Source organism: Agromyces tropicus (assembly GCF_039531345.1).
GTDB classification, from domain to species: Bacteria; Actinomycetota; Actinomycetes; order Actinomycetales; family Microbacteriaceae; genus Agromyces; species Agromyces tropicus.
On the sequence record NZ_BAAAPW010000001.1, the window covers coordinates 314,415 to 335,892 of the forward strand.

Genomic DNA, 21,478 nt, shown 5'->3' on the forward strand with positions numbered 1-21,478 from the left:
AGCACTGTAGTCGAGGCCGACGACACGGACGGCCACCCGCACGCACGTGCACGCGACACGCCCGAACGATCCCGTCGGCGTGTGCAGAATGGGGGGATGGTCACCCAGCAACATCCCTGGTCGCGCTACGTCGCCGTCGGCGACTCCTTCACCGAGGGCATCGGCGACCCCGAGCCCGGCGTGGCCGGCGGCCACCGCGGCTGGGCCGATCGCGTCGCCGAGGTGCTCTCGCAGGGGACCGACGACTTCGCGTATGCGAACCTCGCGATCCGCGGCCGGCTCATCCAGCAGATCATCGACGAGCAGATCGAGCCCGCGCTCGAGCTCCGGCCCGACCTCATCACGATCTCGGCGGGTGGGAACGACGTCATCCGGCCACGGACGGACCCGGACGAGATCTCGGCGCGCTTCGAGTACGCGATCGAGCGGCTCGCGCGCGACCGCGCGACCATCGTGATCTTCACGGGCGTGGACGTCGGCTTCTCCCCCGTCTTCCGCGGGATCCGCGGCAAGGTCGCGATCTACAACGAGAACCTCCGCGCGATCGCGCAGAAGCACGACTGCCTCGTGGCCGACCAGTGGGCGCTCGCGGCCATCCAGGACCAGCGGATGTGGGACCGGGACCGCCTGCACCTGAACTCCCTCGGCCACCACGAGGTCGCGCGGATGGTGCTGCGCGCCCTCAACGTCGAGAACGACCTCGAGCCGATGAAGCCGGAGCCGCTGCCCGAGCGGACCTGGCGCGCCGCTCGTGTCGAGGACCTGTCGTGGGCCCGCGAGTACCTCGTGCCGTGGGTCATCCGCCGGATCCGGCACCAGTCGTCGGGCGACTTCGTCACGGCCAAGCGCCCGGAGGCTGGGCCGTACGCGTCGCGACCGGACGCCTCGGAGGACTAGGCCGAGGCGCGTCGGCCGCCCGTTCAGCCTGCGGGCGTCGGACGCGCGGCGGGCGGATCGGCGGCGACGCCGTGATCCAGTCCGCCGGGGTTCGACAGCCGCCACCATGCGCCCGGGTCGTGGATCCCCGCGTCGAGCACGATCGGGACCTCGATGACCTCGCTCCCGGCCGTCACCGTCGCGGTGCCGACCTCGTCGCCCTCGTCGGCCGTGCGGAGCGACGAGACGTCGACCGCCACGTCGACGGGCGTGTCCGACCACACGACGACGGACGCGCCCTCCTGCGCACGACCCGTGGCCGTCTCGCCCCATGGCGTCGCCCAGGCCGCGAGCGGCCGGCCCGCCTCGAGGGCGTCGACCTCGTGGAAGCCCGGTCCGATCGAGTCGACCAGGTCGGCGACGGCACTGCGCACGAGCGCGTGCGTGTCGCCCCCGAGCACCACGCCCACGAGCGTGACGGACGAGTCGCCGACGGCGACGTCGGCGGAGAAGAGCAGGTTGGCGGCGTCGTCGGTCGTGCCGGTCTTGATGCCGTCGATGCCGTGCGTGCCGAGCAGCTTGTTCGAGTTCTCGAGCGGGCCGAGCTCCGGGATGTCGACGGACCTCGTGGCGACGATCTCGGCGAGCGTCGGGTTCTCCAGCGCGATCTCGCCGAGTCGGACGAGGTCGGCCGCGGTGCTCACGTCGTCGAGCGAGAGGCCGCTCGTGTCGACGATCGTGGTCTGGTCGAGCCCGTGGTCGGCGAGCCAGCCGCGGGCGCGCTCGACGTACGCGTCGACCGAGCCGAAGGCCCAGTTCGCGAGCGAGATGCTGTAGTTGTTGCCCGACGGCAGCAGCATCGCCTCGAGGCTCTCCTTCAGGCTCAGCGTCGAGCCGGGCACCACCGGTGCCACCGAGCCGTTCTGCGCGACCATGTCCCAGTAGATGTCGACATCCGCGTCGGTGTAGGCGATGTCGGGCCCGCCCTCGCCCTCGGGGATCGGGTGCTCGTCGAGGATCACCAGCGTGGTGACGACCTTCGCGATGCTCGCCATCGCCATCGGGGTGTCCTGTCCGCCCGCGGACATCAGTCCGTCGAAGCCCACGGCGCCGACCGCCCACGTTCCGAACCCGGGTTGCACCACCGCCTGCGGCTCCGACGCGATCGGGTCCGGATCGTCGACGGCGGGGGCCGCGGCGGGGATCGGCGCGCCGAGCGCCGACGTCGTGTACACGCCGCCGCCGATGAGCAGCCCGAGCACGATCGCGAGCGCGGTGAACACCACGATCCGCCGCCGTCGGTAGACCGCCGGCGACGGGCGCGAGGGGGACGGCGGGGCGGGTGGGGCCGACTCGAGCGTGCGTGACATCCGTTGCAGGATACCCAGCGGACCTATGCGAGCGCGTACAGCGCCACGGCCGCAGCGGCAGCGACGTTGAGCGAGTCGACGCCGTGCGCCATGGGGATCGTGACCACGCGGTCGGCGGCGGCGATGGCCTGTCGTGAGAGCCCGTCGCCCTCGCTGCCGAGCACGAGGGCGAGCTTCGCGGGCGGATCGGCGGCGAGCTCCCGGAGCGTGACGGCGTCGTCGGCGAGCGCCAGCGCGGCGACCCGGACCCCGTGCGCGGTGAGCAGCTCGCGAGCCTCGGGCCATTCGGGCAGCCGGGTCCACGGCACCTGGAACACGGTGCCCATGCTCACGCGCACGCTGCGCCGGTACAGCGGGTCGGCGCACCGCGGGGTCACGAGCACGGCGTCGGCGCCGAGCGCCGCGACGGAGCGGATGATCGCGCCGACGTTGGTGTGGTCGACGATGTCCTCGAGGATCACGACCCGGCGCGCGCCCTCCAGCAGGGCGCCCGGGTCGGGCAGCGCGGGCCGCTCGAACGCGGCGAGCGCGCCGCGATGCACGCGATACCCCGTGATCGCCTCGAGCCCGGCCTGGTCGGCGAGGTGGACGGGGATGTCGAACGGTGCGAGGTGCGGCTCGAGGTCGGCGAGCCACTTCTCCTCCATGAGCACGGAGCGCGGCCGGTACCCGGCGCCGATCGCCCGCCGGATGACCTTCGCGGACTCGGCGATGAACACGCCCCGCTCCGGCTCCGTGATGCTGCGCAGCGCCACGTCGGTGAGCCGGGCGTAGTCGGCGACGGCGTCGGATGCCGCGTCCGTGACGTGTTCGATGCGCATGTGGTCCTCCGAGTCGTCGTGCGGCAGCCGGAAACATTCCGGTAAAGCCGCATGTCTAGAATCGCAGCACCGTCGAAGGGAGACGCGCGTGGTCACTGGGATCGAGGCTCCGGCGCCGTCCGATGTGCTGCTCGACGAGGCGATCGGCCTCATGCGGGGCTCGCGCGTGGCCGTGCTCACGGGTGCGGGCGTGAGCACCGACTCCGGCATCCCCGACTACCGCGGCGAGGGCGCCCCGGTGCGCACGCCGATGACGGTGCAGACCTTCCTCGCCTCCGAGGGCGCCCGCCGGCGCTACTGGGCCGGCAGCCACCTCGGCTGGCGCAGCTTCGGCACGGCGGGGCCGAACGAGGGGCATCGGGCGCTCGCCGAGCTCGAGTCCGGCGGCGTCGTGTCGGGCGTCGTGACGCAGAACGTCGACGGCCTCCATCGCCGCGCGGGCAGTTCGCACGTGGTCGAGCTGCACGGTGCCTCCGACCGCGTCGTCTGCCTCTCCTGCGGCCAGGTGTTCGCGCGCCAGTCCGTCGCGGATCGGCTGGCCGAGCTCAACCCCCACGTCGACCTCGACGTCGCGATCCGGCCGGCGCCCGACGGCGACGTGGAGGTCGACGACATCGTCGACGCGATGGTGATCCCCGCGTGCACGGTCTGCGGCGGCACGTTGAAGCCCGACGTCGTGTTCTTCGGCGAGTTCGTGCCGACGCCCGTGTACCGCCAGGCCGCGGCGCTCGTGCAGCGCGCCGACGTGCTGCTCGTGGCCGGGTCGTCGCTCGTCGTCAACTCCGGCGTGCGCCTGCTCGAGATCGCCCGCCGGCGCCGCGTGCCGATCATCGTCGTGAATCGCGGGCTGACGAAGGGCGACAGCCGGGCGACGGTGAAGCTCGATGCCGGGGCGACCGAGACCCTGACCGCGATGGCCCGGGCGCTCGTGTGATCGTCCGGCTCCACGCGTCGGCCGACGACCCGGCGATCTCGGCCGACGGCCCGGCGATCGCGGCCGCCGGCCCGGCGACGGTCGTGCTCGTGCGGCACGGCGAGACGGACTGGAACCGGCAGGGCCGGATCCAGGGCGCGACCGACATCCCCATGAACGGGGCCGGGCGCGGGCAGGCTCGCGCCGTGGCGGAGCGACTCGCCGCCGACGGCGTGTGGTCGGCCGCGGCGACCAGCCCCCTCTCCCGCGCGTCGGAGACCGCGACGATCATCGCGCAGCGGCTCGACCTCCCCGACCCGGCCGTGGTGCCGGGCCTGCGGGAGCGTCGCCACGGCACGCTGGAGGGGCTGACGTCGCAGGAGCGACGCCGGCTCGATGCGGCCGCGATCCCGATCGAGGGCGTGGAGTCGCGCACGGCGGTCGTCGCCCGGGCGGTGCCGGCGCTGCACCGGCTCGGGTCCGCGCACGCCGGCGGCGCGGTCGTCGCGGTCACGCACGGCGGCGTCATCCAGTCGCTCCTGCTGCACCTGCTCCAGCGCCGGTCCCTGCCGAGCGGCGCGGTCGCCAACGGGTCGGTGCACCGGTTCCGCGTCGAGCCCGACCGGCTCGTGCTCGTCGAGTCGGACGCCCTGCCCCTCGAGGAGCCCACGGCGACCGCTTGATCACGGTGCTGCCCGACGGCGCCGTGCGACCCGTCCCGGAGGTCGCGGTTGGCCGTGGGGGTCGGCGGGGTCAGCGGTTCCGACGCGCGTGCGCGGCGGAACCGGTCGCACCGCCGACCTCGAGGAGCAGCTCGAGGAGGCGCTCGGCCGACGCGCTCCACGTGAAGCGCGCTGCGGCGGCGGCCGACGCCTCGGACCGGCGCTCCCACTCGCCCGGCAGTTCCAGGCCGGCGATCGCGCGCGCCGCGGCATCCGCGTCGTCGACGGGGAAGAACGCCGCGGCGTCGCCGCCGATCTCGCGGAAGATCGGGATGTCGCTGACGACGACGGGCGTGCCCAGCCGCATCGCCTCGACGAGCGGGATGCCGAACCCCTCGGCCTTGGACGCGGTGACGAGCGCCGTGGCGCCCGCGAGCACGTCCGCGTACTCCTCATCGGTCGCGCCGTCGTGGAACACGAGCCGCGCCTCCGGCGCGAGCCGGGTGAGCCGGCGGCGCTCGTCCTCCGAGATGCGGCTCATGAGGTGCAGTTCGTGGTCGGGCAGCGTCGCGACCGCCTTCACGAGCGTGTCGACGCCCTTGTACGGCATGAACGAGCCCATGTAGACGAGGCGCCCGCCTTCGGGCCGCTGCCGTGGGAGCTCGGGCGTGCCGAGTTCGTCCGAGGCGTTCGGGATGACCGTGAGCGGCCGCTTCGTGAGCCGGCGCCGCCGGATCAGTCCGGCCGTGGTGTCGGAGACGGTGACCACTGCGTCGGCGCGGTTCAGGAGCATCCGCTGCGGCCACCACGCGAGGTGGTAGAGCCGCCACAGCACGCGCACGAACGCCGGCAGGTCGCGCGGCGGCGTGCGGTTCTCGTAGTAGATGAGGTCGTGCAGGGTGAGCACGAGCCCGTACGTGCGCCCCCAGGAGCCCATCGTCTGCATCGGCGAGAAGACCACGTCGGGGCGGAGCTTGCGCACCTGGCGCGCCACCCACGGCTCGCGGACGCTCGTCGGCGAGCTCACGAGCTCCCACGGCAGGGCGGGCAGCTTGTCGAGCTGCCGTCGGTCGCTGATGAGCATCGTGATCGGATGCCGCTTCGCGAGCTCGGCGACGAGCCCCGCCGTGAAGCGGCTGATGCCGTCGTGGTGGCCGACCCGGACGTACCGGCAGTCGACGACGATCCTCACGCCCGCTCCCCCTCGACGAAGACGCGGATGTGCGCGGCCGCCTCGCCGGGGGTCTCGTAGTGGACGAGGTGCCCGACGTCCGGGATCACCGCGAGCGTGGCATCGGCGAACAGCGGCTGGAGCCGGTGCTGGGCCGGGAGCGGGGTGACGTCGTCCTGCTCGGCGACCACGAGGAGCACGGGCAGGTCGATGCCGGGCGCGTATTCGCGGACGTCGTGCGAGACGGATGCCTCGAACGCCTCGAGCACGGCGTCGCGGTCGTCGAACGCCGAGAAGTACCGGTCGTGCTGGTCGTGGATGAACCGTCGCAGCTCGGCGTCGCGGGTCTTGGCCATCGTCACGCTCATGATGCGGACGATCCCCCGGTTCCGGAGCAGGGCGAACCCGGCCCGCTCGGGGAGCGCCGCTGCGGCGCGGTAGTACGCGATCGCGAGCTGCGTCATGATCGCGCGCGGCCCCTCGAGCGCCGGGGCGCCGATCGGGTTGACGAGGATCAGCCGGTCGGGCGAGAGGCCGGATGCCACGGCCGCGCTGGTCACGATCGAGCCGAACGAGTGGCCGAGCAGGGTCCAGCCCTCGCCGGTCGCCGCGGCCCCGGTCGCGCCGCACGCCTCGGCGAACCCGACCAGCCACGCGGCGTACGCATCGATGTCGTGGACGCCGTCGGCGAACGTGGACGACGCGCCGAACCCCGGCAGGTCGGGGATCACCACGCGGTAGCCGGGCAGCTTCGCGACGATCGGCTCGAGTCCGTGGTGGTCGCCTCGGAAGCCGTGCACGGCGACCATCAGCGGGCCGTCCTCGGGGCCGTACTCCCACCAGGCGGTCTCGCTGCCGAGGACCCGGGCACGGTGCTCGCGGACGGGGATGCGCGCGAGGTCGACGGCGTACGGTGAGGCGATCATCCGTGTCATCCTACGGCGCGGCACCTGAACGCTGTCGGCGGGCGCGGATACCGTGACCGGCATGGAGCACTCCCCCGTCGCATCCTGGGCCGACACCCTCGCGGTGTTCGACCTCGAGACCACCGGCATCGACATCGACACGTGCCGGATCGTCACCGCCCACGTGGGCGTGATCGGCGCCGACGGGGCCGTGCTCGAGCAACGCCAGTGGATCGTCGATCCCTGGGTCGAGATCCCGACCGCGGCGACCCTGATCCACGGCATCACGACCGAGCAGGCGCGACTCGAGGGGCTGCCGGCGGCGCAGGGCGTCGCCGAGATCGTCGCGGCGCTGCGCGACGTCGCCGCGCGCGGGCTCCCGATCGTGGCGTACAACGCCGCGTACGACCTGTCGGTGCTGCACCGCGAGGCGGAGCGCTACGGCCACGAGCCGTTCCGCGGACCCGGGCACGTCGTCGACCCCCTGGTCATCGACCGTGCCGTCGACCGCTACCGCCGGGGCAAGCGGACGCTGACCGCCGCGTGCGAGCACTACGGCGTCGAGCTCACGGCGGCGCACGACGCCGGCGCCGATGCCATCGCCGCGGGCCGTGTGGCGCAGGCGATCGCGCGCGCGTTCCCCGAGCTCGCCGCCGTCGCGGTCGGGGAACTGCACGCCCGACAGGTCGGCTGGTGCCGCGAGCAGGCGGAGAGCTACCAGGAGTGGCGGCGGAGCAACGGCGAGCCGGAGTTCACGACGTCGGGCGCCTGGCCGTTGCGCTGACCCCGGGTCGGAAGACCGTCGCGTCGGCGGGCGCGGCGTGCGATCCTTGGGCCATGGCCGCACCTGCCCCGGACCGGACCGCGATCGAAGCGCTCGTCGAGGCGAGCGCGCTGTGGATCCTGGGTGACAGCCCGCCGAGCTTCCTGGTCGACGCCGCCGTGGAGGCGACGGTCGCCGGTCTCGACGCGCCGGCGCTGCACGAGCTCGCGGGAATGTCGGACGCGGACTCGCCGTGGGCGCTCCGCGAGGCGCTCGGGCGCGCACTCGGCGAGCTCGGCGCCGCGGTGCCCGATCCGCTCGACGCGGCGACCGTGCCGCTCGCCCTCCGGGAGCTCGCCGCGCAGTTCCTGCACGAGCGCATCTCGATCCGGGAACTCGTGGATCGTGCGCGGTCGGTGATCGACGAGGGCACCGGGACGCCCGACGACGCGCGGGCGCTGCTCGCGACCGGCGAGGCGCTCGACGCCGAGCGGATCACGGCGCACGAGGCCCAGGTCGACGCGCTCGACTGGGCGGCCGGGCTCACCCGCACGCCCGCCGACGGGCGCTGAGGCCGCGGCCGCGCGAGCGCGGGGACGCCGAAGGGGCGGACGACCGAGGTCGTCCGCCCCTTCGCAAGCGCCTTACGCGCCGAAGTTCTTGAAGCGCTTGTTGAACTTCTCGACGCGACCCGCCGAGTCCATGATGCGCTGCTTGCCCGTGTAGAACGGGTGCGACGCCGACGAGATCTCGACGTCGATCACCGGGTAGGTCTCGCCGTCGAGCTCGATCGTCTTCTCGCTGGTGACCGTCGAGCGGGTGAGGAACGTCTCGCCCGAGGCGAGGTCGCGGAAGACGACGGCGTTGTACTCGGGGTGGATGTCGGCCTTCATGAAGAGTCCTTGCGTGATCGGATGATGGGTTCGCCCCGCCTCGGGGCAGGGAAGCGTGTCGGCCATTGGCCAAAACACGATTCTAGCAGAGACGACGACGCCGGTGCGTCATCGTGCGGCGCGCGCCGTGTAGCGCCCGTCGTGCTCCTCGAGCTCGATCGGCATGCCGAACGTCTCGGTGAGGGTCTCGGAGGTCAGCGCCTCGGCGATCGGCCCCGCCGCACGGACCGTGCCGTCGGCGAGCAGCATCGCGTGCGTGAAGCCCTCGGGGATCTCCTCGACGTGGTGGGTCACCATCACGATCGCGGGCGACGTGGCCGAGGACGCGAATCCGCCGAGCAGCGCGACGAGTTCCTCCCGCGCGCCGAGGTCGAGGCTCGCCGCCGGCTCGTCGAGCAGCAGCAGCTCGGGGTCGGTCATGACCGACCGGGCGATCTGCACGCGCTTCTGCTCGCCGTCCGAGAGGCTGCCGAAGCGGCGGTCGGCGAATCCGTCGAGGCCCCACTCCTTGAGCACGCGCTGCGCGCGCCGGTCGTCGATGCCCTCGTACTCCTCGTTCCAGCGGCCCGTCACCGAGTAGGCCGCGGTGATGACGGTGTCGATGACCGACTCGCCCCGCGGGATCTGGCGGGCCATCGCGGTGGAGGCGAACCCGATCATCGGACGCAGTTCGAACACGTCGACCTTGCCGAGCGATTCCTGCAGCACCTCGGCGGTGCCGCGGGTCGGGTGCATGGCGGCGGCGGCGATCTGCAGCAGCGTGGTCTTGCCGGCGCCGTTCGGGCCGAGGATCACCCAGCGCTCGTCGGACGCGACGCTCCAGTCGATGTCGTCGAGGATCGTGTTGCCGTCGCGGACCACCGACACATTCTGGAACTGGAGAACCGTAGACGCCATGGCCTCCATGCTAGTGGGACGGATGACCCCCTCCTGCGCACCGCGGGAGGCCTCAGCGGCCGGCCAGCACCCGCTCGTACAGGGCACGCGTCTCGGACGCGATGGCGTCCCAGGCGAAGTGCTCCTCGGCGCGCCGGCGACCGGCCGCGCCCATCTCCCGGGCACGGTCGGGGTCGGACACCACGCGTTCGAGCCCCGCCGCGAGGTCGGCAACGAACCGATCCGGATCCACCGGCGTGCCGGTGCCGTCGTCGAGCTGCTCGATCGGGACGAGCACGCCGGTCGCGCCGTCGTCGACGACCTCAGGGATGCCGCCGGTCGCGGTGCCGACGACGGCAGCGCCGCACGCCATCGCCTCGAGGTTGACGATGCCGAGCGGCTCGTACACCGACGGGCAGACGAAGCAGGTCGCGGCGGTGAGCAGTGCGGTGAGCTCGTTTCGCGGCAGGTGCCGGTCGATCCACACGACGCCCTCGCGGGTCTCCGCGAGCTCGGCCACGAGCCCCGACACCTCGGACATGATCTCCGGGGTGTCCGGGGCGCCCGCGCAGAGCACGAGCTGCACCTCGGGCGGCAGGGACCGCGCGGCCCGGAGCAGGTAGGGCAGGCCCTTCTGCCGCGTGATCCGCCCGACGAACACGATCGACGGCCGGTCGGGATCGACGCCGAGCGATCGCGCGAGGTCGGCGTCGGGGTTCGGCGTCCAGTCGGCCAGGTCGATGCCGTTGTAGACGACCGAGACCCTGTCCGGGTCGATGTCCGGGTACGAGCGGAGGATGTCGCGGCGCATGCCGTCGCTGACGGCGATCACCGCGTCGGCGTCCTCGAACGCGGTCCGCTCGACCCAGCTGGAGACACGGTAGCCGCCGCCGAGCTGCTCGGCCTTCCACGGCCGCAGCGGCTCGAGGCTGTGCGCGGTCACCACGTGCGGGATGCCGTGCAGCTGCTTCGCGGTGAAGCCCGCGAAGTTCGCGTACCACGTGTGGGAGTGGACGAGGTCGGCGCCGGTCGCGTCCTGCGCCATGAGCAGGTCGACGCCCATGGTGGCGAGCGCCGCGTTCGCCGTCGTGAACTCGGCCGGAGTCGGGTAGGCCGTGGTGCCGGGCTCGGAGCGGAGCGCGCCGAAGCAGCGCACCTGGACGTCGATGTCGCGCCGCAGCGCCCGGACGAGCTCGGCGACGTGCACCCCCGCCCCTCCGTAGATCTCGGGCGGGTACTCGCGCGTGAGCAGGTCGACTCGCATGTCGCCACGTTAGCCCGTTGCGGTCACGCGCCGTCAACCACCTGTCGCGCGCGGCATCCGCCTGACTACGCTGGGCACATGGCTACGCGGAAGATCTTCGGCATCGTGCTCGCCGGCGGTGAAGGGAAGCGGCTCATGCCGCTGACCGAGGATCGCGCCAAGCCGGCCGTCCCGTTCGGCGGCCAGTACCGCCTCATCGACTTCGCGCTGTCGAACCTCGTCAACTCGGGCCTGCGGCAGATGGTCGTGCTGACGCAGTACAAGTCGCACAGCCTCGACCGCCACGTCTCGCAGACGTGGCGGCTCGACGGCATGCTCGGGTCGTACATCGCGTCGGTCCCGGCGCAGCAGCGCCTCGGCAAGCGGTGGTTCTCCGGTTCGGCCGACGCGATCCTGCAGAGCCTGAACCTCATCTACGACGAGCAGCCCGACATCATCGTCGTGGTCGGCGCCGACCACGTCTACCGCATGGACTTCAGCCAGATGATCCAGGCGCACATCGACTCCGGGGCGGATGCCACGGTCGCCGCGATCCGCCAGCCGATCTCGCTCGCGAACCAGTTCGGCGTCATCGAGGTCGACGCGAAGTCGCCGGACCGCATCCACCGCTTCCTCGAGAAGCCGAGCGACCCGGAGGGCCTGCCCGACTCCCCCGGCGAGGTGCTCGCCTCGATGGGCAACTACGTCTTCAACGCCGACGCCCTCATCGACGCGGTCCTCCGCGACGGCGAGCGCACCGACTCGAGCCACGACATGGGCGGCGACATCATCCCGGCGTTCGTCGCGCAGGGGAACGCCGGCGTCTACGACCTGAAGCGCAACGACGTGCCCGGGTCGACCGACCGCGACCGCTACTACTGGCGCGACGTGGGGACCATCGACTCGTTCTTCGAGGCCCACCAGGACCTGATCTCGGTGCTGCCGGTCTTCAACCTGTACAACCAGGAGTGGCCGATCTTCAGCCAGCAGGTCAACTCGCCGCCGGCGAAGTTCACGCGCGACGCCCGCGGCTCGCTCGGCACGGTCATCGACTCGATCGTCTCGCTGGGCTCGGTCATCTCCGGCGCGCACGTCGAGCGCAGCGTGCTGGGTCCGTGGGCGATCGTCGGTTCGGGCGCGAACGTGTCCGACTCGATCCTGTTCGATCGGGCGCGCATCGAGGCCGGCGCGACCGTGCGCCGCGCGATCCTCGACAAGGAGGTCGTCGTCGAGGCGGGCGCCCACATCGGCGTCGACCGGGCCGAGGACCTCGCGCGCGGCTTCGTCGTGACCGACAGCAACATCACCGTCGTGGGCAAGGGGTCCCACGTCCGGAAACGCGCGTGAGCCGCCGCGCCCCCGGCCGCCCCGGCGGCCTCCTCGTCGTGCTCGACGCCGATTCGACGCTGATCCGCGAGGAGGCGATCGAGCTGCTCGCCGAGGCGGCGGGCAGCCTCGCCCACGTCGCCGCGGTCACGGAACGCGCGATGCGCGGCGAGCTCGACTTCGCCGCGAGCCTGCGCGAGCGCGTCGCGACGCTGGCGGGGCTGCCCGTCGCCGAGGTCGCGGCCGCGCGGTCGCGACTGACCCCGACGCCCGGCGTCGAGGAGCTCATCGACGGCGTGCACGCCGTGGGCGGCGCCGTCGGCGTCGTGTCCGGCGGCTTCCACGAGCTGCTCGATCCGCTCGCCGACCGCCTCGGGCTCGACTTCTGCCGGGCGAACCGGCTCGAGGTCGACGACGACCGCCTCACCGGCCGGGTGCTCGGCGACATCGTCGACGCGGAGGCGAAGCGGCGTTCGCTGGAGGAGTGGGCCGCGGCATCCGGCACGCCGCTCTCGCAGACCATCGCGGTCGGCGACGGCGCCAACGATCTCCGCATGCTCGACCGGGCCGCCCTGGGCGTCGCCTTCTGCGCGAAGCCGGTCGTGCGGGCCCAGGCGGATGTCGCGATCGACCGCGTCGACCTGAGCGGCGTCCTCGCGCTCGCGGGCCTGCGAGGCTGACGCGTCCGCCGGCGGGCTGGGAGTCCCATCCGAACCCGCACCGCACTGACGCGACGCGCCTAGCCTGAGCGCATGACCAGCCGCACCGTCGCACGCTCGTCCGCCGTGGGCGCGTTCGCCGCGCTCCTCGCCGTCGCCGTCGCCGCACCGGCCTCGGCGCTCGCGCCGTCATCCTCCGGAGGCGGTGCGGTTGAATCGATCATCGAACTGCCGGACGGCTTCCAGCCCGAGGGCATCGCGATCGCCCCGGGCGGCACGGCGTACTTCGGCTCGCTCGCCGACGGCGACATCTACGCGGCCGACCTGCGCACGGGCGACGGCGAGGTCGTCAGCGACGGACCCGGCACGCCCTCGGTCGGGCTCGACCTCGACGCGCACGGGCGGCTGTTCGTCTCCGGCGGCCCGACGGGCGAGGCGCGCGTGATCGACCCGGCGTCCGGCGACGTGCTGGCGACCTACCAGCTGACGGACGGCCCGGCGTTCATCAACGACGTCATCGTGACGCGGGATGCCGCGTGGTTCACGAACAGCTTCGCCGGCGAGCTCTACCGGCTCCCGCTCGGACCCGGCGGCGCGCTGCCCGACCCGTCCGAGGTCGAGACCGTGGCGCTCGGCGGCGACTGGGTCCAGCAGGGCGGGTTCGACGCCAACGGCATCGTCCAGACGCCCGATCATCGGGCCCTGCTCGTGATGCAGACCTCGACGGCGACGGTCTACCGGGTCGATCCGGCCTCGGGCGACGCCACCGCCGTCGACCTGGGCGGTGCGAGCGTGCCGAACGGCGACGGGATGCTCGTCATCGGTCGCACGCTGTACGTCGTGCAGAACCAGTCGAACCAGGTCGCCGAGATCCGGCTGGATCCGTCCGGCACGTCCGGCGAGGTCGTCGACGTGCTCACCAGCCCGGACTTCGACGTGCCGACGACCGTCGACTCGTTCGGCGACGGGCTCTACCTGCCGAACGCCCGGTTCGGGACGCCGGCGACCCCGACGACGCCCTACCAGGCGGTGCGGATCGACCGCTGACGCGGGGTCAGTGCCCCATGCCGAGGCCGCCGTCGACGGGGATGACGGCGCCGGAGACGTAGCCGGCGTCCTCGCCCGCGAGCCAGGTGACGACCCGGGCGACCTCGCCGGGCGTCGCGAAGCGGCCTGCGGGGATGTTCTTCCTGTACTCGGCCTGCTGGGCCTCGGGGAGCGCATCGGTCATGTCGGTCTCGATGAAGCCGGGGGCGACGACGTTCGCGGTGATGTTCCGGGCGCCGAGCTCGCGCGTGAGCGACCGGGCCATGCCGACGAGTCCGGCCTTGGACGCCGAGTAGTTGACCTGCCCGGCCGAGCCGTAGAGGCCGACCACGCTCGAGATGAGCACGATGCGACCGAAGCGGGCCTTGAGCATGCCCTTCGATGCGCGCTTCACGACACGGAAGGCCCCGGTGAGGTTGGTGTCGACGACGCTCGTGAACTCCTCTTCGCTCATGCGCAGGAGCAGGGTGTCGCGGGTGATGCCGGCGTTCGCCACGACGACCTCGACCGGTCCGAGCTCGGCCTCGATCTCGGAGAACGCCCGGTCGATCGATTCGGCGTCGGTGACGTCGGCCCGGACCGTGAGCGTCCCCTCCGGCCCCTCGCCCGAGCGGGCGGTCACGGCGACGCGGTGTCCCTGCGCCACGAACTCCTCGGCGATGGCGTAGCCGATGCCGCGGTTGCCTCCGGTCACCAGCACCGTGCGGCTCGTGGTCATGGCGGGACTCCGTCTCTGTCGGGGTGCGACCGGCGATCACGGGGATCCCGGCGGGGTGGTCGTGGGGCGCGGCCCGCGCGCCGCGTCCCAGCATAGAGGTTGCCGAGTGCGTGACTCCGGTCGCCCGCAGCGGACGTAGGCTTGAGGGAGAGGAGCGCCGCAGTCCACGGCGATCAGCATGAAGCACCAGCACTTGCAGTCGATCACGTCGCTGCCTCCCTCGCCCGAGGAGGAACGGCGCGCACGCATGATCAAGTACACGGTCATGATGTCGATCCGTGTCGTCTGCATCGTCGCGCTGCTGTTCGTGCAGGGCTGGTGGCTGCTCGTGTTCGCGGCAGGGGCCGTCTTCCTCCCGTACTTCGCCGTGGTCGTCGCGAACGTGGCCACGTCGCGACGCGGTGACGACGTCGTCAGTCCCGGCGGCCTCGTCCCGCTGCGTCGGCCCGACGGCGGCACCGACTGGACGACGGAGGACGCACCGGCATCCGGCTCGACCGGCACGACGCCGCAGGACGACTCTGACCGCCCCGGCGGCACGCCGCCCGCGTCCGAGCACCGGGAGGACGACCGGTGATCGGCCTCTCCTCGGCCGCCCCGCAGGGCGGCTGCTCCCGCGCGGGATGCCGCGAGGCGGCGACGTGGCGCGTCGATTGGCGCAACCCCCGCATCCACGCAGAGGACCGCGTGAAGACGTGGCTCGCGTGCGACGAGCACGTCGAGTTCCTCCGCGACTTCCTCGCGTCGCGGTCGTTCCCCGTCCGGGTTTCGGCGTTCGAGACGACGGATGCCGCGGCCGCGACGCCGCGGGTCGGCGACGGCACGACGGGCGGTGACGGCGCGTGAGTGGATGGCGCTTCCTCGTCGCTCCGCGCTGGGCGGGCTACCTCGCCCTGGTGATCGTCTTCGCGATCGCGTGCTCCGCGCTCGGCACGTGGCAGCTGAACCGTCGGGCGGAGGCCCTCGCGGAGGTCGCCCGGATCGACGCGAACTACGACGCCGAGCCGATCCCGCTCGCGGATGCGCTGCCGGACCCGGCCGGCTTCGACATCGACCAGCGCTGGCAGGTCGTCTCCGCCTCGGGGAAGTACCTGACGCAGGCGGAGGTCGTCGTCCGCAACCGCCCGTTCCAGGGCAGCACGGGCTTCGAGGTGATCACGCCGTTCCTGCTCGACGACGGCACCGTGTTCATGGTCGACCGCGGGTGGATCCCGCAGGACTCCGACGGCCGCCCCTCCGAGATCGCGCCGCCGCCCTCCGGCGAGGTCGAGGTCGTCGCGCGACTGAAGGCCGGCGAGGACACGATCGCCGGCCGGACCTCGTCGGGCTCCGAGCTCGCGACCATCGACCTCGACGAGGTGTCCGACCGGATCGGCGCGCCCGCGTACACGGGGGCGTACGGCATCCTCGTCCAGGACGGCGCCGACGCCGGCGATCCCCCGCTCGCCCTCCCCCGCCCCGTCCGCGACGAGGGCCCGCACCTGTCCTACGCGCTGCAGTGGTTCGTCTTCGCATTGCTGGCGTTCGTCGCCCTCGGCTGGTTCGCGAACCAGGAGCGCCGGGCGCTCGCCGGGGACGCCCGTGACGGGGATGCGGACGGAAGCGGCGACGGAGAGCCGCCTCGCGGGCCGCGGGCCGGCTCGCGCCCACCGCGCCGCACTGCGCCGCAGCCGCGCCCCGCGAGATCGGGACGCAGATCCGACGCGGACGTGGAGGACGAGATCCTCGACCGGCACTAGCCTTCGGCCGCTTCGTGTCGGAGATTTGCCGTCGCTCGCGAGCACGCCATCGCGTGGGAACGGTGCACGCTCCCGACGATGAATCCGGGCCTTCGTGCAGTCGCTTCACGAATCGGCGAGTCGAGCTCGACGCCCGCCGCGCCCGGGATCAGGCCAGCGTGGCCGCTCGCCGGAGCAGCGGATCCGACTCGCTCGACCATCGCGCCACGATCCGGCGGGCGCGGCCGGCCTCGGCTCCCTCGAGCCGGTCGACCAGCGGTCGCACGACGTCGGCGGCGAGCGGGTCGACCAGTTCGCCGACGCGGGCGTCGCGCAGGAACTGCTCGAGCCGCGTGAGGTCCGATGCCCGGAGCATCGCGACGTGCCGTTGGAGCAGGACGATCGCAGCGAGCCGGCGTTCGAACACCGGTTCCGCCCACAGCTCCGCGGCGAGCGCGGTCACCTCGTCGTGCGTGAGCCCCGGATGCCGCAGGCCGGCGTCGCGGACCGTGCCGCGCACCGCGCCCACCGAGGCGCCGTACGAGCGCAGGCCGCCCCCGATCCGCGCCGCATCCGCCTCGGCGCGCTCCGGAGAGCCCTCCATGCGGAGCGTGCGGTCGATGAACTCGGCGGCCGGGGTGGTCACCACTCCATCTTCACGCCGACGGCCGTCGGCGGCCTCGGAGGCGATCGCGGCGACCTACGCGAGCTCGATGAGCTCCTGGTACTCGCGGCTCCAATGGTCCTCGACGCCGTCGGGCATGATCAGCACGCGCTCGGGGTTCAGCGATTCGACCGCGCCCGGGTCGTGCGAGACGAGCACGACCGCGCCCTCGTAGTGGGCGAGCGCGTCGAGGATCTCGGTGCGACTCGCCGGGTCGAGGTTGTTCGTGGGCTCGTCGAGGAGGAGCACGTTGGCACCCGAGACGACGATCGTGGCGAGCGCGAGGCGCGTCTTCTCGCCGCCGGAGAGCACGCCGGCGGGCTTGTGCACGTCGTCGCCCGTGAAGAGGAAGGAGCCGAGCACCTTGCGGGCCTCGGTCTCGGTGAGGTTCGGCGAGGCGCTCACCATGTTCTGCAGCACGGTGCGCGAGACGTCGAGCGTCTCGTGCTCCTGCGCGTAGTACCCGATGCGGAGTCCGTGGCCGGCCTCGACGACGCCGGTGTCGGCCCGGTCGACGCCCGCGAGCAGCCGCAGGAGCGTGGTCTTCCCCGCGCCGTTCAGCCCGATGATGACGACCTTCGAGCCGCGGTCGATCGCGAGGTCGACGGCCGTGAAGATCTCGAGCGAGCCGTAGCTCTTCGACAGGTCGCTCGCGGTCAGCGGCGTGCGACCGCAGGGTGCGGGCGTCGGGAAGCGGAGCTTCGCGACGCGGTCGACGGCCCGCACCTCCTCGAGTCCGGACAGCAGCTTCTCGGCGCGCGCGACCATCTGGTGCGCGGCGGCGGCCTTGGAGGCCTTCGCCCCGAACTTCGCGGCCTGCTGGCGCAGCGCGTCGGCCTTCTTCTCCGCGTTGGCGCGCTCCTTCTTGCGGCGTTCCTCGTCGGCGGCGCGCTGGCGCAGGTAGTGCTTCCACCCCATGTTGTACACGTCGATGACCGAACGGTTCGCGTCGAGGTAGAACACCCGGTTCACGACCTCGCCGACCAGCTCGACGTCGTGGCTGATGACGATCACGCCGCCGCGGTAGCCCTTCAGGAACTCGCGGAGCCAGATGACCGAGTCGGCGTCCAGGTGGTTCGTCGGCTCGTCGAGGATCATCGTGTCGGCGTCGGAGAACAGGATGCGCGCGAGCTCGATGCGTCGGCGCTGGCCGCCCGAGAGCGTCCGCAGCGGCTGGTCGAGGATCCGGTCGGGCAGGTTGAGGTTCGACGCGATCGACGCGGCCTCCGCCTCGGCGGCGTACCCGCCGAGAGCCGTGAACCGATCGGTGAGCGTCCCGAAGCGCTTCATCGCCTTCTCGGCGACGACGGGGTCGGACGAGCCCATCTTCTCCGACGCGTCGTGCATGCCGACCACGAGCGAGCCGAGCCCGCGAGCGTCGAGGATGCGCGTGCGGGCGAGCATGTCGGGATCGCCGGAGCGCGGGTCCTGCGGGAGGTAGCCGATCTCGCCGGAGCGGTCGATGCGCCCGCCGGTGGGCAGCGTCTCCCCCGCGAGCGTCTTCGTGAGCGTGGTCTTCCCGGCGCCGTTGCGGCCGACGAGGCCGATCTTGTCGCCCGCCGAGACGCGGAAGCTCACGTCCTCCATCAGCAGGCGCGCGCCGACGCGGATCTCCAGGTCGTGGACGGCGAGCACGGTGACCTCCGGAAGCGGCAGACGATGAGGGGGTGGGTGCCGATCGGCACAGCCCTCCAGTCTAGACCCCGACGAGGGATGCCGCGTGTCGGCGGCGCACGGCAGACTGGCCGCATGCCCACCGGTGCGTCCCCGCTCGCCCGCGCCGTGCGCCTGCAGGCGCACGGGCTCCGCACGCCCTCCGACGACGCGGTCGCCGTCGTCGAGCGGATGGGGGCCATGCAGGCGCAGGACCTGGGCGCGGCGAAGTGGGCGATCGGTTCGCGGATGGCGCATCCCGCGCTCGACGCCGTCGACGCCGCGCTCGCCGATCGGCGCGTCGTCCGATCCTGGCCGATGCGCGGCACGCTGCACGTCATGCCGACGCGCCTCCTGCGGCCGACGCTGCGGCTCACGGCATCGCGCGTGCTCGGCGGGGCGCGGCTCCGCCACGAACGGCTCGAACTCGGCGACGCCGAGTACCGCACCGCACGCGGCGTGGTCGAGCGCGAGCTCGCCGGAGGTGCGACGGCGACCCGCGAGGAACTGGCCGCCCTGTGGGCGGCGGCGGGCATCGCCGCGACGGGTCCACGCACGTACCACCTCATCTGGTGGCTCGCACTCGACGGCGTGCTGTGCGGCGGGCCGGTCGACGGCCGCGTGCAGCACTTCGCCCTGCTCGACGCCTGGGCGCCGCCCGGAGCCGACGAGCCCGACTCCCGTGAGGCGACGCTCGCGGAGCTCCTGACGGCGTACGTGACGGGCCACGGACCCGTGACGCTGGCCGACTTCGCGTGGTGGTCCGGCCTCACGATGCGCGACGCGCGCGACGGGCTCGAGGGTGCGGGCGACGCGATCGAGCGCTTCGCCGAGGCATCCGCCCGGGATGCCACGGAGCGGTTCGTCGCGGCCGGGGCGACGGAGGCCGCGGCGAGCCGCCCGAGCGGGGCGTTCGCGCTCGCGGCCTTCGACGAGTACTTCCTCGGCTACGCCGACCGCTCGCCGGTGTGCGATCCACGGTTCGCCGACCACGTGATCCCCGGCGGCAACGGGGTGTTCCAGCCGTTGCTCGTGCTCGACGGGCGGGTCGTCGGCACCTGGCGGCGTACCGGGACGGCGGCGAGGCCGCGCGTCGAGCTGCGCTGGTTCACTACGCCGGCCGACACGGTCGCGGGTCGGTTCGACCGGCCGGTCCGGGCGTGGGCGAGGTTCCAGGGCCTGGAACTCCACGGCATCGACGCGGCGGTCCTCGGCGCAGCATGAGCCGACGCCGCTGGTGCGCAGGTCCGGCGTCCGCGCGACGCGACGGTGCGGAGACGATCGACGGGCCGCACCCTCCACCGGCGCGACCCGTCGATCGGTCATCTCGGCCCGCCTCGCGGCGGGCGCGGCGTCAGTCCTGGACCAGCGCCGCCTGCAGCTCGAGCGTGATGGTGACCTGCTCGCCGAGGAGCACGCCGCCGGTCTCGAGGGCCGCGTTGTAGGTGAGGCCGAAGTCCTCGCGGTTCACGACGGCCTTCGCCGTGGCGCCGCCCTTGTAGTTGCCGTACGGGTCGCCGCCGAAGCCGCCGAAGTCGAAGTCGAAGGTCACGGGCTTCGTGACGCCGCGCATCGTGAGCTCGCCGTCGACCTTGAACTCGCCGCCCTCGACGCGGACGCCGGTCGAGACGAAGTCGATGGTCGGGTGCTGCTCGGCCTCGAAGAAGTCGCCCGTGCGCAGGTGCGCGTCGCGGTTGGGCTCGTTCGTCGTGATCGAGGCGACCTCGGCCGACGCGGTCACGCGCGACTCCAGCGGGTCCTCGGCGGTGATGAAGGTGGCGTCGAATCGCTCGAACTTGCCCTTGACCTTGCTGATCATGAGGTGCCGGATGCTGAAGCCCACCTCGCTGTGCGTCGGGTCGATCTTCCAGGTGCCGGCGCGGTAGCCGGGGATCTCAAGGGTCGTCGCGGTCGTCGTCATCGGGTAACTCTCCCAGTCGTTGCGTTCACGGGCCGGTCGGCCACGATCAATGCAAACGTATCGAACTGCGGGATCTATTCCCCGGACGCGCCTGAGAGTTCACGGCGGAGCTCGAGCACGCGGATCGCGGCGTCGTCGAGGCGCTCCCGCGGGATGCGCCCGTCGGCCACGGCCCCGGCGATCGAGTCGGCCAGCCCGCCGACGCTGATGCCGAACTCCGACGGGTCGGCGGGCAGCACGTAGAGCAGGAGGTCGCTCCCGGCGGCGACCGCGCGGATCGCGTTCTCCCCCGCGTCCTGGTACTCGGCGAGCCCGTTGTGCTGCAGCATCAGCATGTCGTCGGTGACCAGCACGCCGTCGAAGCCGAGCTCGTCGCGCAGGATCCGGTGCCACTCCGGCGAGAGCGACGCCGGTGCGGCGTCGACCGAGGGGTAGGCGAGGTGGCCGGTCATCACGAGTTCGACGTCAGCGTCGACCGCCGCGCGGAACGGCAGCGCGGGCCCGGCCCGCCACTCGTCGAGCGTGAGCGGCGCCGACGGCACCGACACGTGGGAATCGCCCGGCGCGGCGCCGTGGCCCGGGAAGTGCTTGACGGTGCTCGCCACCGCGCCCCGCTCGCCCTCGACGGCCGCGGCGACCCGGTCGGCCGACGACTGCGGGTCCGTGCCGAGCACGCGGTCGTAGATGAACGAGCCGGGATCGTCGGTGACATCGGCGACGATGCCGAAGTTCACGTTGACGCCGGACGCCTCGAGCGCGCCCGCCCGCGCGGCGAACGCGTCGCGCGTCGCCTCGGCCGGCTGGTCGCGCAGCTCCCAGGGCGGCGGGGCCGGGTCCCAGTCGATGCGGCTGACGATCCCGCCCTCCTGGTCGATGCCGATGAGGGTGGCGGCATCCGGATCGGCCTGCAGGTCGGCCGTGAGCGCGGCGAGCTCGCCCTCGCTGCCGGGGATGTTGTCCCCCATCAGGATGACGCCGGCGATGCCCTGGTCGACCAGCGCGCGCATCGCCCCGGGGTCGGTTCCGGGGGCGTGCAGCATGAGGAGGGAGGCCGCCTTCTGCTCGTCCGTCATGTCGGCGACGCGCTCCGCCGCCCACTCCTCGGGCGTCGGCGGGGTCGGCGTGGGCGTCGGACTCGGCGCGGCCTCCGCGGTGGGACTCGGTGCGGCTACGCCCGACGGCGCGCTGCAGCCCGCCAGGGCCGCCGCACCGATGACGACGACCGCGAGCGGGAGGAGGCCCGGTCTGCGACGCACCCGGCGAGTCTACGCGGCACGGC

At 72.8% G+C, this 21,478-nt stretch carries 24 protein-coding genes; 12 read left to right on the plus strand and 12 right to left on the minus strand.

Annotation, left to right across the window (positions count from 1 at the left end; genetic code table 11):
• The first annotated feature begins 96 nt into the window (after nt 1-96).
• The gene (locus ABD230_RS01485; protein WP_344368941.1) at nt 97-897 is read left to right on the plus strand and encodes an SGNH/GDSL hydrolase family protein; all 801 of its coding nucleotides are present in this window, start codon (nt 97-99) and stop codon (nt 895-897) included.
• 23 nt (nt 898-920) lie between these two features.
• On the opposite strand, the gene ABD230_RS01490 is transcribed toward ABD230_RS01485, so the two are convergent.
• Nucleotides 921-2,246 carry a D-alanyl-D-alanine carboxypeptidase family protein gene (locus tag ABD230_RS01490; protein WP_344368943.1) on the minus strand — a complete coding sequence of 442 codons (1,326 nt, stop codon included), beginning with the start codon at nt 2,244-2,246 and terminating at the stop codon, nt 921-923.
• Nucleotides 2,247-2,269: 23 nt separating this feature from the next.
• Nucleotides 2,270-3,067 (minus strand): TrmH family RNA methyltransferase, encoded by a 798-nt coding sequence (locus ABD230_RS01495; protein ID WP_344368945.1) that lies wholly within the window; start codon nt 3,065-3,067, stop codon nt 2,270-2,272.
• 151 nt (nt 3,068-3,218) lie between these two features.
• On the opposite strand from ABD230_RS01495, the gene ABD230_RS01500 reads away from it, so the two are divergent.
• Nucleotides 3,219-4,001, plus strand: coding sequence for a Sir2 family NAD-dependent protein deacetylase (locus ABD230_RS01500; RefSeq protein WP_344370098.1), 783 nt, complete (start codon nt 3,219-3,221; stop codon nt 3,999-4,001).
• On the plus strand, nt 3,998-4,663 hold the full coding sequence (locus ABD230_RS01505) for a histidine phosphatase family protein (protein ID WP_344368947.1): 666 nt from the start codon (nt 3,998-4,000) through the stop codon (nt 4,661-4,663). The genes ABD230_RS01500 and ABD230_RS01505 overlap by 4 nt, the downstream gene beginning before the upstream one ends.
• Nucleotides 4,664-4,733: 70 nt before the next feature.
• On the opposite strand, the gene ABD230_RS01510 is transcribed toward ABD230_RS01505, so the two are convergent.
• Together ABD230_RS01510 and ABD230_RS01515 are read right to left on the minus strand one after the other, a co-directional pair.
• Nucleotides 4,734-5,834, minus strand: a complete 1,101-nt coding sequence (locus ABD230_RS01510; protein ID WP_344368948.1) for a glycosyltransferase family 4 protein — start codon at nt 5,832-5,834, stop codon at nt 4,734-4,736.
• Nucleotides 5,831-6,739: an alpha/beta fold hydrolase gene (locus tag ABD230_RS01515; RefSeq protein ID WP_344368949.1), complete on the minus strand. Its 909-nt coding sequence runs from the start codon at nt 6,737-6,739 to the stop codon at nt 5,831-5,833. The genes ABD230_RS01510 and ABD230_RS01515 overlap by 4 nt, the downstream gene beginning before the upstream one ends.
• A gap of 61 nt (nt 6,740-6,800) precedes the next feature.
• Here ABD230_RS01515 and ABD230_RS01520 point away from each other — a divergent pair, with 61 nt between their 5' ends.
• Together ABD230_RS01520 and ABD230_RS01525 are read left to right on the plus strand one after the other, a co-directional pair.
• Complete coding sequence (locus ABD230_RS01520; RefSeq protein WP_344368950.1) at nt 6,801-7,502, plus strand: exonuclease domain-containing protein; 702 nt, start codon at nt 6,801-6,803, stop codon at nt 7,500-7,502.
• A 53-nt stretch (nt 7,503-7,555) separates the two neighbouring features.
• Nucleotides 7,556-8,053 (plus strand): hypothetical protein, encoded by a 498-nt coding sequence (locus ABD230_RS01525; protein ID WP_344368951.1) that lies wholly within the window; start codon nt 7,556-7,558, stop codon nt 8,051-8,053.
• Between the two features lie 72 nt (nt 8,054-8,125).
• Here ABD230_RS01525 and ABD230_RS01530 read toward each other — a convergent pair whose 3' ends face one another.
• From ABD230_RS01530 to glgA, 3 genes are all read right to left on the minus strand, one after another.
• The gene (locus ABD230_RS01530) at nt 8,126-8,374 is read right to left on the minus strand and encodes a type B 50S ribosomal protein L31 (protein ID WP_344368953.1); all 249 of its coding nucleotides are present in this window, start codon (nt 8,372-8,374) and stop codon (nt 8,126-8,128) included.
• A gap of 108 nt (nt 8,375-8,482) precedes the next feature.
• A complete protein-coding gene (locus ABD230_RS01535; RefSeq protein ID WP_344368955.1) occupies nt 8,483-9,271 on the minus strand; it encodes an ABC transporter ATP-binding protein in 789 nt (262 codons plus the stop codon).
• 52 nt (nt 9,272-9,323) lie between these two features.
• The gene (gene glgA, locus ABD230_RS01540; protein ID WP_344368956.1) at nt 9,324-10,514 is read right to left on the minus strand and encodes a glycogen synthase; all 1,191 of its coding nucleotides are present in this window, start codon (nt 10,512-10,514) and stop codon (nt 9,324-9,326) included.
• Between the two features lie 78 nt (nt 10,515-10,592).
• Between glgA and glgC the strand changes: the two genes are divergently transcribed.
• The 3 genes from glgC (at nt 10,593) to ABD230_RS01555 (ending at nt 13,525) form a co-directional block, all read left to right on the plus strand.
• Complete coding sequence (gene glgC, locus ABD230_RS01545; protein ID WP_344368957.1) at nt 10,593-11,840, plus strand: glucose-1-phosphate adenylyltransferase; 1,248 nt, start codon at nt 10,593-10,595, stop codon at nt 11,838-11,840.
• Nucleotides 11,837-12,499 carry a phosphoserine phosphatase SerB gene (serB, locus tag ABD230_RS01550; protein ID WP_344368959.1) on the plus strand — a complete coding sequence of 221 codons (663 nt, stop codon included), beginning with the start codon at nt 11,837-11,839 and terminating at the stop codon, nt 12,497-12,499. Before glgC ends, serB begins: the two co-directional genes overlap by 4 nt.
• Nucleotides 12,500-12,571: 72 nt before the next feature.
• A complete protein-coding gene (locus ABD230_RS01555; RefSeq protein WP_344368960.1) occupies nt 12,572-13,525 on the plus strand; it encodes an SMP-30/gluconolactonase/LRE family protein in 954 nt (317 codons plus the stop codon).
• Between the two features lie 7 nt (nt 13,526-13,532).
• On the opposite strand, the gene ABD230_RS01560 is transcribed toward ABD230_RS01555, so the two are convergent.
• Nucleotides 13,533-14,243 (minus strand): beta-ketoacyl-ACP reductase, encoded by a 711-nt coding sequence (locus tag ABD230_RS01560; protein ID WP_344368962.1) that lies wholly within the window; start codon nt 14,241-14,243, stop codon nt 13,533-13,535.
• Nucleotides 14,244-14,421: 178 nt separating this feature from the next.
• Here ABD230_RS01560 and ABD230_RS01565 point away from each other — a divergent pair, with 178 nt between their 5' ends.
• Genes ABD230_RS01565 through ABD230_RS01575 form a run of 3 tightly spaced genes read left to right on the plus strand, consistent with a single transcriptional unit; the run spans nt 14,422 to nt 15,982 of the window.
• Nucleotides 14,422-14,820, plus strand: coding sequence for a DUF3099 domain-containing protein (locus tag ABD230_RS01565; RefSeq protein WP_344368964.1), 399 nt, complete (start codon nt 14,422-14,424; stop codon nt 14,818-14,820).
• Nucleotides 14,817-15,089 carry a hypothetical protein gene (locus ABD230_RS01570; RefSeq protein ID WP_425546180.1) on the plus strand — a complete coding sequence of 91 codons (273 nt, stop codon included), beginning with the start codon at nt 14,817-14,819 and terminating at the stop codon, nt 15,087-15,089. The genes ABD230_RS01565 and ABD230_RS01570 overlap by 4 nt, the downstream gene beginning before the upstream one ends.
• A complete protein-coding gene (locus tag ABD230_RS01575; RefSeq protein WP_344368966.1) occupies nt 15,086-15,982 on the plus strand; it encodes an SURF1 family cytochrome oxidase biogenesis protein in 897 nt (298 codons plus the stop codon). The genes ABD230_RS01570 and ABD230_RS01575 overlap by 4 nt, the downstream gene beginning before the upstream one ends.
• Before the next feature lie 148 nt (nt 15,983-16,130).
• Here the strand turns inward: ABD230_RS01575 and ABD230_RS01580 are convergent, their stop codons facing one another.
• Nucleotides 16,131-16,607 (minus strand): DNA alkylation repair protein, encoded by a 477-nt coding sequence (locus ABD230_RS01580; RefSeq protein ID WP_344368967.1) that lies wholly within the window; start codon nt 16,605-16,607, stop codon nt 16,131-16,133.
• 54 nt (nt 16,608-16,661) lie between these two features.
• Complete coding sequence (locus ABD230_RS01585; RefSeq protein WP_344368968.1) at nt 16,662-18,260, minus strand: ABC-F family ATP-binding cassette domain-containing protein; 1,599 nt, start codon at nt 18,258-18,260, stop codon at nt 16,662-16,664.
• Between the two features lie 114 nt (nt 18,261-18,374).
• Here ABD230_RS01585 and ABD230_RS01590 point away from each other — a divergent pair, with 114 nt between their 5' ends.
• Complete coding sequence (locus ABD230_RS01590; protein WP_344368970.1) at nt 18,375-19,502, plus strand: winged helix DNA-binding domain-containing protein; 1,128 nt, start codon at nt 18,375-18,377, stop codon at nt 19,500-19,502.
• Between the two features lie 130 nt (nt 19,503-19,632).
• Here the strand turns inward: ABD230_RS01590 and ABD230_RS01595 are convergent, their stop codons facing one another.
• Both ABD230_RS01595 and ABD230_RS01600 read right to left on the minus strand, forming a co-directional pair.
• Nucleotides 19,633-20,199: a YceI family protein gene (locus ABD230_RS01595; protein WP_155843072.1), complete on the minus strand. Its 567-nt coding sequence runs from the start codon at nt 20,197-20,199 to the stop codon at nt 19,633-19,635.
• 74 nt (nt 20,200-20,273) lie between these two features.
• Complete coding sequence (locus ABD230_RS01600; RefSeq protein ID WP_344368971.1) at nt 20,274-21,455, minus strand: glycoside hydrolase family 3 N-terminal domain-containing protein; 1,182 nt, start codon at nt 21,453-21,455, stop codon at nt 20,274-20,276.
• Nucleotides 21,456-21,478 lie beyond the last annotated feature (23 nt).